This is a genomic window from Lihuaxuella thermophila (assembly GCF_900110165.1).
Classification (GTDB): domain Bacteria; phylum Bacillota; class Bacilli; order Thermoactinomycetales; family Thermoactinomycetaceae; genus Lihuaxuella; species Lihuaxuella thermophila.
Genome location: NZ_FOCQ01000004.1, coordinates 97,231 through 111,249 on the forward strand (window position 1 = coordinate 97,231; position 14,019 = coordinate 111,249).

Here is a 14,019-nt window from a genome sequence, read left to right on the forward strand (position 1 = left end):
AATACACCTGAATGATTATAGAAACCTATAATTATTATAGAAAAGGATACATTGTTGTTTAATAAACGATAAAATAGTTATCTGAATTCAAAACGAATATAAGTATTTTTGTATGTTTCGATGTTTTATAATTTTCCTTACACAAATGGCCATTGGGTAATAGATACCCCGATGATGTTACTGCGTGTACTGATCTTCTGGTTCATTTGGTAAAAGGGGGAATATGGATGTCATTGGTCACTGAAAAAGAGAATGTCATAGGAATAACGGTAGAGACGAAAAAGAAAACGCGTAAAGGCGTATTTTGGCCGGCTTTTCTCGTCGTAGGGGGAGGGGCTGTTCTTGGAATCGTGAACAACAAAATGCTGGCTGAGATTTCGATGAACGGGTTTTTAGGTTCTTTGCGCGGGCTTGGATGGCTCTATCAAATCATATCCATCGTAGCACTCGTCCTTGTGGGGATCTTGACGTTTTCGAAGCTGGGGAACGTTCGTTTGGGAGGGGAAGACGCTAAACCCAAATATCCGTTTCCTGCCTGGTTTGCGATGGCATTAACCGGAGGAATCGCCACAGGCGTCATTACATATGGGGTAAATGAGCCGATTATTTATTTTGCCAGCATTTATGGGGAATTGAAGCAAACCGGTGTCAATCCGGGAACCCCCCTCGCTGCCATCTATGCCATGGCACGCAGTTTTTACAATTGGACGTTCATCCCGTATGCGATGTATTCGTTGAGCGGGTTAGTCGCAGCGTATGTGTATTTCAATCGCAAGAAATCATTGTCTGTAACGGCAACATTAACTCCTTTGTTTGGAGATAAAGTTACGAAGGGTATATGGGCAGGTATCGTTGATACATTGGCTGTGTTGGCCATCGCCCTGGGGTTGGCATCTTCGCTGGGAGCAGGACTGGCGCTGGTCGGGTCGGGAATCGAGGCGACATACGGCATCAAGCAAGGGCCGGTCGTGTGGCTCGTGTTAACGTTCGTGATTACAGCGATGTTTACGTTTTCCGCTTTAAAAGGATTGGACAAAGGAATTAGCCGGTTATCAGATATCAACGCCAAAATCTTTTATATCATTCTCATTGCACTCATCATTATTGGACCCACCTTATATATTTTGCGGACATCCACCGCCGGGATGGCATATTGGCTGCAGAACTTCTGGATCTGGGGGCTTGATCCGATCGATATAGGCGGGGAAGCTCTGGTGATGTGGTGGACGTTGTACGATTGGGCGATCTGGATCGCTTATGCACCGCTCATGGGTATTTTTCTTGCAGTCATCTCGCACGGCCGCACGATTCGTGAATTTATGATTGTCAACTGGATTTTACCCTCTGTATTCGGGATGATTTGGTTCGGCATTTGGGGAGGAACGGCTTTATACTGGCAGCAGCACAACGTTGTCGATTTAGCGACCACAATCAAAAACAGCGGAGCCGTTGCGGGTCTGTGGGCATTTTTAGCCAATCTCCCTTTGGGGACAATCATTATTCCCGTAGTGATGGTCACGTTGATGCTTTCATTCGCTGCGGGTGCCGATTCAATGGTACGTACCATTTCTTCCTTATGTACGGTAAACATTCGGCATGACGAAGAACCTGCAAATTGGAAGAAGCTTCTCTGGGCACTTTCGATCGGAACCATCGCGTTCGTTATGGTCGCTTTCGCCGGTGGGGTGCAAGGGGTGGACGGAGTTAAATATCTGGCCGCACTTGGCGGTTCAACCGTACTGTTTGTGTTCGTATTGCAAGTCGCTTCCGCAATAAAAATGTTCTTCATGGATAGAGTTGAATAGTCACGGGCGGGCAGAGGAGGAGAAAATCTTGCGCGCAAAAGACATAAAAAAAGTAACCCTTGGCGATCCCATTTCAATGGAAGAATTTGTGGCAATTGCGCGTTTTCGGGCTGAAGTTGAGTTTTCCGACGGCTATCGTCAACGGGTGCACAGATCCCGTGAGCTTGTAGAAAAGTGGATGGAAGAAGGAAAGGTCATGTACGGGGTCAACACTGGCTTCGGTGCCCTCTGTACGGAATGGATATCACTGGAAGAAACGGCTCAATTGCAAAGAAATATTCTTCTGTCCCACGCCACGTCTGTAGGAGAACCGCTATCGGAGGAAGAAGTGCGGGCGACGATCCTGATGGTCCTGCAAAATCTTGGTCAAGGATATTCCGGGGTCCGGCTCGAGACTTTGGAGATGTATCGCCAGTTTTTAAATCTCGGCTTGACGCCTTTTGCTCCCCGGGAAGGTTCTGTCGGGTATTTAAGTCCGGAAGCCCATATGGCACTCGTATTGATGGGGGAAGGAATGGCCTTTGTGGACGGAGAGCTTCTTCCGGCAAAAGAAGCTTTACAGCGAGTTGGCCTGAAACCGATTACACTGACTGCAAAGGAGGGACTGGCCCTTATCAGCGGGACAACGAGCCCGACAGGCATCGGAGCCTTAGCGCTGTATGATATGCTAAAGTCGGCTTTGGCCGCGGATGTGATCGGCACGATGACGCTGGAAGTATTAAAGGGAACAACGCGCGCCTTTGACGATCGGCTGATGAGCGTCCGTCCCCATCCGGAACAGATCCATACAGCGGCAAACATACGAAAAATGCTGAGTGACTCCATGATTGCCGAGAAGCACGTTGATGATCGCCTGCAAGATGCCTTGTCTTTGCGCGGTATTCCCCAACTACACGGAGCAGCCAAAAAATCGTTGTACGATGCGTTGAAAACGATCGAAATCGAGATAAATTCCTGTACCGATAATCCGATCTTATGGCCGGATGAGGAAGGCGGCGGAGCTATATCCGGTTGCAATTGCGATTCGTCGTATGTGGGAATCGAGTTAGATTCCGCATGTATTGCCTCCACAGCCATCGCCAAGATGTCTGAACGGCGAAACAATCGGCTTATCAACGGCCGGCTTTCCGGATATCCATCCTTTCTCATCCGTAAAGCGGGACTGAACTCCGGACTGATGATTCCCCAGTATACACAGGCGGGTCTGCTAAATGATATGAAGATATTATCCCATCCGGCGACGGTGGATAACATTCCGACGTGCGCAGACCAGGAAGATTATGTAGCCATGGGATACAATGCGGCCAAAAAAGCACGGGAAGTGGCTGTCAAGCTGGAATATGTGCTGGCGATTGAACTGTTGTCCATTTACTGTGCCCATCAGTTCGTTGAGAGCGATCTTCTGCCGGGTTCCGCTTCCCGAGCTGTTTTAGACCGGATTTCCCGTACTGTTCCCAAAATGGAGGAAGACCTGTATCTTTATCCCCATCTGGAAAGGCTGAGAGAGATGATCCATTCGGGTGAGATTATCGAATGTGTGGAGGATACGATTGGAAAGCTTCTTTAGAAATGGTCAATCAGGTAAAAAGTCTTGTGACAAAAGACTCAATTTTAGGAAATGATAAACAGCGACTCCCATCGAATCGAGAAGACCATTTAGACCAGTAAAACATTAAGCTGGAACGGAAATAAAAAAGCCCAAGATGACTTCGCAATTGCGATGCATCCTGGGCATTTTTTGCGTATGGCGGTCAGTCTCATCGGATCACCTTGCTAAGAATACTTGTCCAACAACTCGGCAAGCATCCGTTTGATGCAAGTCACCAATTCCGGCGGCCCTTTCACAGTCGCCTCCTTGCCCAGACCGATGAAAAATCGGGCGAAGAAGGGAAAATCCGTTTTCGGGAACGGGGCGTCCAGCCAACCCGTTCCGTCTTCGCGAATATGCAGTTGAGGCGCCAGCCACGGTTCCGCCTCGCACCGCTGAACGCCTTCCCGGGTCAACTCCGCGCAAATGCGGACACATTCCTGATCTTGATGGATCAACGATTTCACGTTGCCAAGGTGCACTTCCCGAAGATCCACCGGCCGGGTGCCGGAATCCGACTCTTGGATCCCATGGATTCGGTCACATCGGAATATGCGGAACGCTTTTTGCCGAAAACAATAAGCGGGACAATACCACAACCCGCCGCTGGCATAGATGCCGACTGGTTGGATCTCCCGCCGGGTGCGGCGGCCGCTGCGGGATTCATAGTCCATGAGGAGAACTTTTTGATGAACGGCCGCATCCAGCAGGATGGACAAATGGGGGGAGGCCGCCTGCCTTGTCGGGGCGACCAAATCCACCCGGTTTTTCATCTGGTCGATGCGATCCCGGACATCCCCCGGCATGGCGGCGTAAAATTTGGTCAAAGCCGAAGAAAGTTTGGCTTCAAAGGGGAGGGACGAATAGTGGCGCAAGGCGTTGCTGGCAAAAAAGATAGCGATGGCCTCTTCCTCGGTGAATGCGATGGGAGGGAGCATGCGATCGTTCAACACCCGGTACCCGCCATGCGGTCCCACTTCCGAATACAAGGGGACTCCCCATTCGCTCAATTCCTGCAAATCCCGCAGAATCGTCCTCGGCGACACGCCAAATTCGCGGGCGAGTTCCTTGACGGTGAATTTACGTTTTCGATTGACGGTCATCAACAATTTCAAGAGTCGCTGGGATTTGGACATTGGATTTTCTCCCGCTTTATGTTTTATTTATGACAATTCTTGTCACTATTATACGATACAATGGGATGCGGACCAAATGAATAAAAGAAGAACCACAGTCATCCTGCCCTGAAAGGAAGTGGAAAAAATGGGAGAGAAACACACGGGTCCAAAGGCGACTTTCACACGAAAATATTTCACGGGCCCTGACAACACCAAGCTGTCATATATCGACTACGGCGGTGATGGCCCGCCTCTTCTGGCTTTGCATGGACACATGAATGAGGGCCGTTTCGTCCAGGGATTGGCGGATGCAATCCATCATGAGTACCGTGTGGTCGCCTTGGATCAAAGGGGGCACGGCGAATCCGAACGGCCAACCAGCTATGCCAATGACCGGTATGTGGATGACGCATTGGCCTGGATGGATGAATTGGGCTTACAAAAAGCCATCATTCTCGGCCATTCACTGGGCGGCGTGGTTGCATACCGATTGGCGGCGAAACAGCCCCGGCGAGTTGCTGCCATGATTGTAGAAGATGTCGGCGCAGTGGTAGACAGCGACCTGTCATTCGTGGCCGAATGGCCCCGCCGGGCGCCAACCCGGGAAGCGCTTTGTGAAGCGATGGGCCGGCTGGGTCCGCCTCATTTGTATTCGATGCGCCAATACGACGACGGGTGGGGGCTTCCTTTCGAAGCGGAAGACATGATAATTTCCACACGGGAAACCAACGGCGACCACTGGAGCGACTGGCTGGCCACCGATCTGCCCGCTTTGCTGTTGCACGGCACGAGAAGCGTTGTTCTTTCCTGTGAACATGCGGAAGAAATGGCGCGAAGAAGGCCGAACACCACCTTGGTGCATATGGATGCGGGCCATGCAATCTATTACGACAACTTGGATGCCTACGTGAAGGCGATCCGGGACTTCCTGACACGCATTCAAGCGGATTGAGTACTTGGATTTTCGGGGGGCATCTATGCCGATGGTACTTGGGGACGCCCACCGGGAAAGTAGGACGTTTTTCTACAGTCTGATGCTCCTCTATTTTTATAGAGGAGCACTAAGTTTTTGCAACAGTTTCTCAGGGGGGTATTCAAGCTGTTCTTAACGAATATGAAACTAAAGGTATGTAATACATTGAGGGAGAAATGAGTCCATGATAGGCCCAGAGAAAACAAGCAAGTCAAGAAAGGAATGAACAGCAAACAATGATGAGGGATCGTTTAACAGAAGCTATTCAACTCCGTGAAGAGGGACGGGCCAAGCAAGACAGAGCCATTTTGGAAGAAGCTCGAACGCTCCTTTTAGACTTGCTGGCTGCTTACCCGGATAACGCTGAGATCAATTTTCAGACAGGAGTGGTTCATGATAACTTAGGATTAGGTCGAGAGGCTATTCCTTACTATTTGCAGGCCCTCGAATTAGGGCTCGCCGGACCGGATCTTGAAAGATGCTTGCTTGGACTGGGAAGCACGTATCGTGCTCTGGGGTACTATCAGCAAGCGGAAGAAACATTACGTCGTGGTGTGAGACAGTTTCCTGACAACAGAGCTCTCCAAGTTTTTCTTGCGATAGCCCTGTATAATACGAACAACTACAAAGAGTCGGTAGAACTCCTTTTGACCAATTTGATGGAGACAACCTCTGATGAAAAACTTCAGTACTTCAAACGAGGTATTATGTACTATGCGCAACACCTTGATGAAACCTGGTGATGCGGGGCTTTCCGAAATGATACTTTCACCCCCACATGGAAATCAGGCCTTCCAGAAAACCCCTATGGCACTTTAAATCTCCCAATGACCATCATGGTGTGAGAGGTTTTTGCTTTATTTTTCACACCGATTCAACCGATGTGTACAAACAACTTACACTTCGATCTGTAAGATCCCCGTTATATCTGCCAGACAAAAAGGGATGGATGGCGGACTCCAAGACCTGATAGAACCCTCAAACTCACTGTTTACCGTTCCCCCGTCTGAAAACGGCAAAAGGCTTTTCGATTGGACAAAGGATCACAACTGGGAAGGTATGTGTGCAAAGCTGAAGACTCCCAGATTCATTTAAACTCACGCAGTTCCGATGCCAGTGGTTCAGTTCAACTGATTTTTACTTTTAGCACTCACTGGTGAGGAGCACAATGATAGTCATTTCTTTTATAGAATAAACTTTTGCCAAAATAAGCCCATTCACTTGAGAAAGGATATAAAGAGGTTTGAACTTAGCGGAGATGTACGGTGACCCCATCAAGAGCGTGGATGCTGTGGTGGCGATTACAAAATTAAATAATTTAAATATTTGCTCAATATTGACACCGCAAACAGCTGAGGTTTAAGGTTATGATGAAACCGTTTGCACAGCGGATAATCTCTCTTAATCCATGACAATTTGTCCATTTATTTGCAAGCGGTTTCACGAGAAACAAAGGGGGTTGGGTGATGAAAAAGTTTACGCTTCTTTGTCTTTTGTTGGCAGCGGCTGTAACTTGTACATTCGCTCTTCCCGTGGCCCGTCCGGGTCAGGTTGAAGCGCAGCATACGGGCGTGAACGGAACGATGTTCCAATATTTTGAGTGGTACTTGCCCAACGATGGCAACCATTGGACTCGTTTGCAAAATGATGCGGCCCGTCTAAAAAGCAAAGGGATCACGGCCGTTTGGATACCGCCCGCGTATAAGGGACAGTCCCAATCCGATGTCGGTTATGGTACCTATGATTTATATGATCTGGGTGAATTTAATCAAAAAGGAACCATACGAACCAAGTATGGAACCAAAAGCCAATTGACAGCTGCGGTGGATGCGCTTCATTCGCAGGGAATGCAGGTGTATGGGGATGTGGTGCTCAATCATAAGCTCGGAGCGGACGGGACGGAGCCGGTGACCGCTGTGGAAGTGGATCCGAATGACCGCAACCGGGAAGTATCCGGCGATTACACGATTCAAGCCTGGACCAAATTTGATTTTCCCGGCAGAGGCAATACGCATTCTTCTTTTAAATGGAGATGGTATCACTTTGACGGAGTCGATTGGGATGAATCCACCCGGCGGAGCAAGATTTATAAATTCCGGGGCATTGGAAAGGCATGGGATTGGGAGGTGGACCCGGAAAAAGGGAATTATGACTATTTGCTCGGAGCCGATTTGGATCTGGAGCATCCCGAAGTGGCAACCGAACTGAACAACTGGGGAAAATGGTATGTTGATACGGCCCGTTTGGACGGGTTTCGTTTGGATGCGGTGAAACATATGAAATTCGATTTTATGCGCGATTGGCTGAGCAGCGTCCGGAACGCCACCGGAAAGGAATTGTTTACCGTAGGGGAGTATTGGAACGGAGATATCAACCGGTTAAACAACTACCTGGCTAAGGTAAATGGCAGCATGTCTCTGTTCGATGTTCCGCTTCACTACAATTTATACCAGGCGTCAACCGGCGGGGGATATTACGATATGCGCAACATCCTGAACGGAACTCTTGTCAACAGCAATCCTGTCAAGGCCGTCACCTTTGTGGATAACCATGACACCCAACCGGGACAAGCTCTCCAGTCCACTGTGCAAAGCTGGTTTAAACCGCTGGCCTATGCGCTTATTTTAACCCGTGAAGGCGGATACCCCTGCGTGTTTTACGGAGATTATTACGGGACGGGAGATGGCGGGATTTCTGCTCATCAAAGCAAGATTGACCCCATTCTGACCGCCCGCAAGAATTATGCCTACGGCACACAACATGACTACCTGGATCACTGGGATGTGATCGGCTGGACGCGGGAAGGTGACAGCAGTCATGTGAAGTCGGGATTGGCTACCGTCATGTCCGACGGACCCGGCGGAGGCAAATGGATGTATGTCGGGACCGCAAATGCCGGCGAGACATGGGCAGACATCACGGGGAATCGTTCGGACAGAGTTACCATTGACTCCGGCGGGTGGGGGTACTTCCCGGTGAACGGGGGTTCCGTCTCCATCTACGTACAACAATAATTTTTTTCTAACCCCGCCGAAAAATGGATACATCCGGCTGGCAAGACAAGATGCAAAGTTTGTGATACGATAAACATGTTCGGGTATATCAGTCATGAACTAACACGATTATTATATCATTTTAGGAATCCGACCTGATCGGCTGGAGGTAGATGAAATGGCCAAGATCGACACGCTGTTACAGCGGGCGCTCAACGGTGAACGGCTCGGGTTGGAAGACGGGATTGCCCTGTGGGAGAGCGATCAAATTGAAAAGCTAGGTTGGGTCGCGAACCAATTGATGGAGCGGCGGCACCCTGAACCCATCACCACGTTTGTGATCGGACGCAATGTCAACTATACCAATATTTGCGATACTTACTGCCGTTTTTGTGCCTTTTACCGGGCACCCGGTTCAAAAGAGGGTTATGTCCTTCCGAATGAAGTGATCTTTCAAAAAATCCAGGAGACGGTAGATGTAGGCGGAACGGAGATATTGATGCAGGGGGGAACCAATCCCGACTTGCCGTTCAGCTACTATACGGATCTCTTGAGGGAGATCAAAAAGCGGTTTCCGACGATCCACATGCATTCCTTTTCTCCGGCTGAGATCATGAAAATGAAAGAAGTTTCCGGACTGTCGCTGGAAGAGGTAATCCGCCAGTTGCACGAAGCGGGCCTGGATTCCATCCCCGGTGGCGGGGCGGAGATCCTGGATGACCGCATCCGCAGGAAAATCAGCCGTTTAAAAGGTTCCTGGCGCGATTGGATGGACGTGATGCAGACTGCGCATCGGCTGGGCATGTCCACCACGGCCACGATGGTGATCGGCTTCGGTGAAACCCTGGAAGAGCGGGTGATGCATCTGCTCCGGGTGCGCGAAGCCCAGGATGAGACGAAGGGCTTTTTGGCCTTTATCGTATGGACATTCCAACCGGACAATACCAATCTGAAGCGCGACAAACTGCCGCCGGAAGAATACTTGAAAGCAGTGGCGATTTGCCGCATCATGCTGGATAACATTCCGAACTTCCAATCTTCCTGGGTCACCATGGGGCCGGAGATTGGAAAGCTGTCGCTTAGCTACGGCTGCAATGACTTTGGCTCCACGATGATGGAAGAAAATGTGGTTTCCGCAGCAGGAACCACCCATAAAGTGAACACGAATCTCACACTGCGCCTGATCCGTGAAGCAGGCAAGATCCCGGCTCAGCGCAACACCAAATACGAGATTTTGCGGGTCTTTAAAGAAGGAGAACTGGCAGAGCGCGATTTCGTCATGCAAAACTGACAACAACCCGGTGTCCAAACCACCTGACGGACACCGGGCTTTTTATTTTTCTGGACAGGTTGATTCATCCCTGAAGACTACTATACTAAAAATAGTCAATGCTTTTTTGATAGAAAAATATTTCCACAGGAGGATGGATCGTGGAAGGAAGGACACATTTTGCCATCGGAATTGCCAGCGGTGTCGGGCTGGCATGTGCGGCCGGGGAAACCGATGATGTGATGAAGTTAGGGGCTACGATTGTCGCAGCCGGGCTGGCGTCGATCTTGCCGGATATTGATGAAGACGGCAGCCTGATCAATAATTTTATATTTCCTTCGTTAAAGAGGGCTTTTCGCTCCTTTGCCCTGGCGGCCATCGGTGTGGTGATGGTGCTTATGTATTTCTTAAAGGATTTGCCGGAGTGGGTTTTATATACGGGCATATTTGCGGCCGGAGTGGCTTATGTTCCCCACCGCAGTGTCACCCATTCGCTTTTGGCCTGTGCTTATGTCACGTGGATCATCTACCAAGCCGACCCTGAATACACTTATGCTGTGGCGTTCGGGTATTTGTCCCATCTTCTCGCCGATGCATTTACCAGTGCGGGTGTTCCGTTTTTGTGGCCGTATTCCAAAAAATTCGGGTTGAAAGGCTTGGGCATCAAAGTGAAAAGCGGGGGAGTGGCCGACCGGTGGATTGCCAATATCGCGATCATCCTGGCGTGTCTTGGATTTGTATATCTCATCGGACAAATTTTTTACGAGGAAGCGGTCGCGCGGGGGTGGATTTCTTAAGGCAGGAACAAGTATACATCGGGTTCTTTGCAGACGACTCACCGTTTCCGTTCAGCGCACCAACCACCTCCTTCCCGGTGGCATGGACCATGCATGGGAGGGCACGCACCGCCGATCTGCCGGAAGGGCTGTTCTCTCCTGAGAAACCGGATCATCCTTGGTTCATGATGGAATGATGATTTCCCCGGCTCCCTACGTATATGGTCATTTCCCCGCCCATATACTAGAACTAATCCTGCAGGACAATGGAAAGGGGGAATGTCGGTGGTTTACCATATCTCCATTGACGACAGTGATCTGGCCAAGGTTGTTCAACTGAGAGCATGTATGGGAGCTTTTATCACGGAATGCCGGGCAAACGGATGGAACTGTACAATGGAAGAACGGATCATCGGGAACCGCCATGTTTTTCTGTGCGTAAGCGGAGTCCAGAGCCGGACCCGGGAACGGGAATGGCTCAAACAATTGGCAAAAGCAATGGCGGAGTATATCTGCGGCTCCCTGGAGCCTGAAATGATTCGAACGATTATTCAACAGGAGTATCGAATTCTCTCCGCTCAGGAAATCACCCAGGTGGAACATTATGCGGAACGCCTGCTGGAAGGCAGCGCCTGGGAACATGCACGGGTGATCTATGTCAACCGCAGGGATAAACTGGCCAAGCAGATATGGGTGTTTTTAAGAGAAAACAACAGGCTGGCCGTAGACGGATTTGTTCGCTTCAGAATGAAGTCATACCGCACAGCGCTTTCCAAATGTGTGAGGGATGCTGTGGAAGAATACGTGCTCGACCGGGAATATAAAGAGTTTATACAGTTGCTCAAGTATTTTTTGTCGGTACAGACCTCCAAAATGGCGCTTGTCCATGTCATTCATGAAGGGAAAAGCCGTTTCCGCATCTTAAAAGCGGACGGAAGCCCCCTCAGGTTGAAGGAAATGGGCGGAGCCCTGCAAGAAGTATTGGAGTACACCTTTTCGCATGAAGATTTCATCGTGAGTACCCTGCTTACCCTTGCACCGGAGCAAGTGGTTTTACATACGAAGAATCCCGGAGAGAATGTGGTCCGCACCTTGATCCAGATCTTCGAGGAAAGGATTGTTGTCTGCAACGGCTGCGGCGACTGCGGAATTCCGCTCAATTTTCATAGCGATGCTTGACTGAAATGACTGGAAATGGTTATAATACATACAAATTTTTCTTCGCAATAGCTAAGACGAGGACACGGATATTTTTCCATGGTCACAGAGAGCAGGAGCCGCCGGCTGCAAGCCCCTGCACCCGCTGGGAAAATATTTACCACCTCCGAGCTGCAACAGGGAACGTGCGGATCACCAGTATCTGTTGCCGGTTGCACACCGTTAAACGTGCTGAGAGGACCCTGGTGTTTGCATTTTTGGCAGGCAACCGGGTTGAATAAGGGTGGAACCACGACAGACGCTCGTCCCTTGGGGAACGGGTGTTTTTTATTTGTCCGGAAAAGGAGTGATTTGGAATATGAGTGTAGCGGTCAAGTTGCCTGACGGGTCGGTCCGGGAGTACGGACAAGCGGTAACGGTCAGGGATGTGGCTGAGTCGATCAGCCAGGGACTGTTGAAAAAAGCGGTAGCCGGAGAAGTGAATGGAAAAGTGGTCGATTTGAGCGCGGAAGTGCCTGACGGGGCCGAGGTGAAAATCCTGACGCTCGAAGACGAAAAAGGCCTGGAAGTCTACCGCCACAGTACCGCCCACCTGATGGCCCAAGCCCTCAAGCGCCTGTATCCCGATGTCAAGCTGGGAATCGGGCCGGTCATTGAAGACGGATTTTACTATGATGTGGACCTTCCCGTTCGCCTGACGCCGGAAGATTTGCCCAAGATCGAAGAAGAGATGCAGAAGATTGTCAAGGAAGATCTTCCGATTGTCCGCAAAGTTGTTTCCCGCGAGGAAGCGATCGCTATTTATGAAAAAGCGGGCGACCACCTCAAGCTGGAATTGATCCGGGATTTGCCGGAAGATGCCGTGATCACCATCTATGAGCAGGGGGAGTTTTTCGATCTTTGCCGCGGCCCGCATCTGCCGTCAACGGGGAAAATCAAAGCGTTTAAACTGCTGAGTATCGCAGGGGCCTACTGGAGAGGTGATTCCGACAACCAGATGCTTCAGCGGATCTACGGAACCGCCTGGCCGAAAAAGTCCCAGCTGGATGAATACCTGCAACGGTTGGAAGAGGCAAAAAGACGCGATCATCGTAAGTTGGGAAAAGAATTGGGTATTTTTACATTGGTAAAAGAGGTAGGACAAGGACTTCCGCTTTGGCTGCCAAACGGCTCAAAAATTCGCCGTGTGATCGAACGTTTTATCGTTGATCTCGAAGAACGATTGGGTTACCAACACGTATACACTCCCCACTTAGCCAGTGTGGAACTGTACAAAATCTCCGGCCACTGGGATCATTACCATGAGGATATGTATCCCCCGATGAAAATGGACAATGAGGAACTGGTGTTGCGACCGATGAATTGTCCCCATCATATGATGATTTATCGGAATGAAATTCGCAGTTATCGTGATCTTCCCTTGCGAATTGCCGAGCTGGGAACGATGCATCGATATGAAATGTCAGGAGCTTTATCCGGGTTACAGCGAGTTCGGTCGATGACGTTAAATGATGCCCACATCTTTTGTCTCCCCGAGCAAATTAAATCAGAATTTAAACGGGTCGTTGAATTGATTCTTCATGTTTATGAAGTATTCGGGATCAAAGATTACTATTTCCGCTTGTCTTATCGTGATCCCAAAAACACGAAAAAATATGTGGATAACGATGAGATGTGGAATTTGTCACAATCGATTCTCAAGGAAACCATGGATGAAATGGGCCTCAAGTATGTAGAGGCAGAGGGAGAAGCTGCATTTTATGGTCCAAAGCTTGATGTTCAGGTTCAAACTGCGCTCGGCAAAGATGAGACACTCTCAACGGTCCAATTAGATTTCCATTTGCCCAATAAGTTTGATCTTGAATATATCGGTAAAGACGGACAACGGCATCGGCCTGTGGTAATTCATCGCGGAATCGTAGGGACCATGGAACGTTTCGTAGCGTTTTTAATTGAGTATTATGAAGGGAACTTCCCAACTTGGTTAGCACCTGAACAAGTCAGAATTCTGCCTGTCTCGGATGCATTCCTGGAGTATGGAAACCAAGTATTGGAGTATTTACAATCAAAAGGATTCCGCGTGACGTTGGATAAACGAAATGAAAAACTGGGCTATAAAATTCGGGAAGCTCAACTGGATAAAATCCCTTATGTTCTGGTGATCGGAAGTAAAGAAGAAAGTGATCGGTCCGTTGCAGTGAGAAAACGATCTGTAGGAGATATGGGCAGCAAATCTTTAGAACAATTCGCCGCTGATTTGGAAGATGAGGTTCGCACCCGCAACTTCAATTGATTATGAAACAAATCATCTTTTTGTAAGGTCATGTGTTTCTGAAAC

The 14,019-nt window shown here is 49.4% G+C and carries 11 protein-coding genes; 10 read left to right on the forward strand and 1 reads right to left on the reverse strand.

All coding sequences use genetic code 11. From position 1 onward, the window contains the following. Positions 1-227 precede the first annotated feature (227 nt). Both BMW55_RS05645 and BMW55_RS05650 read left to right on the forward strand, forming a co-directional pair. Positions 228-1,805 carry a BCCT family transporter gene (locus BMW55_RS05645; protein WP_089966218.1) on the forward strand — a complete coding sequence of 526 codons (1,578 nt, stop codon included), beginning with the start codon at positions 228-230 and terminating at the stop codon, positions 1,803-1,805. A 28-nt stretch (positions 1,806-1,833) separates the two neighbouring features. Then, positions 1,834-3,372, forward strand: a complete 1,539-nt coding sequence (locus tag BMW55_RS05650; RefSeq protein WP_211663657.1) for an HAL/PAL/TAL family ammonia-lyase — start codon at positions 1,834-1,836, stop codon at positions 3,370-3,372. A 206-nt stretch (positions 3,373-3,578) separates the two neighbouring features. Here the strand turns inward: BMW55_RS05650 and BMW55_RS05655 are convergent, their stop codons facing one another. Further along, positions 3,579-4,529 (reverse strand): helix-turn-helix transcriptional regulator, encoded by a 951-nt coding sequence (locus BMW55_RS05655; RefSeq protein WP_089966220.1) that lies wholly within the window; start codon positions 4,527-4,529, stop codon positions 3,579-3,581. A gap of 127 nt (positions 4,530-4,656) precedes the next feature. On the opposite strand from BMW55_RS05655, the gene BMW55_RS05660 reads away from it, so the two are divergent. The 8 genes from BMW55_RS05660 (at position 4,657) to thrS (ending at position 13,974) form a co-directional block, all read left to right on the forward strand. Next, positions 4,657-5,463, forward strand: a complete 807-nt coding sequence (locus BMW55_RS05660; protein ID WP_089966223.1) for an alpha/beta fold hydrolase — start codon at positions 4,657-4,659, stop codon at positions 5,461-5,463. A gap of 257 nt (positions 5,464-5,720) precedes the next feature. Then, positions 5,721-6,227, forward strand: coding sequence for a tetratricopeptide repeat protein (locus BMW55_RS05665; protein WP_089966225.1), 507 nt, complete (start codon positions 5,721-5,723; stop codon positions 6,225-6,227). 723 nt (positions 6,228-6,950) lie between these two features. Then, the gene (gene amyS, locus BMW55_RS05670; RefSeq protein ID WP_089966228.1) at positions 6,951-8,498 is read left to right on the forward strand and encodes an alpha-amylase; all 1,548 of its coding nucleotides are present in this window, start codon (positions 6,951-6,953) and stop codon (positions 8,496-8,498) included. Between the two features lie 157 nt (positions 8,499-8,655). After that, positions 8,656-9,768 (forward strand): cyclic dehypoxanthinyl futalosine synthase, encoded by a 1,113-nt coding sequence (mqnC, locus tag BMW55_RS05675; protein WP_089966230.1) that lies wholly within the window; start codon positions 8,656-8,658, stop codon positions 9,766-9,768. A gap of 140 nt (positions 9,769-9,908) precedes the next feature. Continuing rightward, positions 9,909-10,544 carry a metal-dependent hydrolase gene (locus tag BMW55_RS05680; protein ID WP_170839762.1) on the forward strand — a complete coding sequence of 212 codons (636 nt, stop codon included), beginning with the start codon at positions 9,909-9,911 and terminating at the stop codon, positions 10,542-10,544. Continuing rightward, a complete protein-coding gene (locus BMW55_RS05685) occupies positions 10,532-10,720 on the forward strand; it encodes a hypothetical protein (RefSeq protein ID WP_089966234.1) in 189 nt (62 codons plus the stop codon). Before BMW55_RS05680 ends, BMW55_RS05685 begins: the two co-directional genes overlap by 13 nt. 88 nt (positions 10,721-10,808) lie before the next feature. Beyond that, positions 10,809-11,702 (forward strand): putative sporulation protein YtxC, encoded by an 894-nt coding sequence (ytxC, locus tag BMW55_RS05690; protein ID WP_170839763.1) that lies wholly within the window; start codon positions 10,809-10,811, stop codon positions 11,700-11,702. A gap of 337 nt (positions 11,703-12,039) precedes the next feature. Then, positions 12,040-13,974: a threonine--tRNA ligase gene (gene thrS, locus BMW55_RS05695; RefSeq protein ID WP_089966240.1), complete on the forward strand. Its 1,935-nt coding sequence runs from the start codon at positions 12,040-12,042 to the stop codon at positions 13,972-13,974. Positions 13,975-14,019 lie beyond the last annotated feature (45 nt).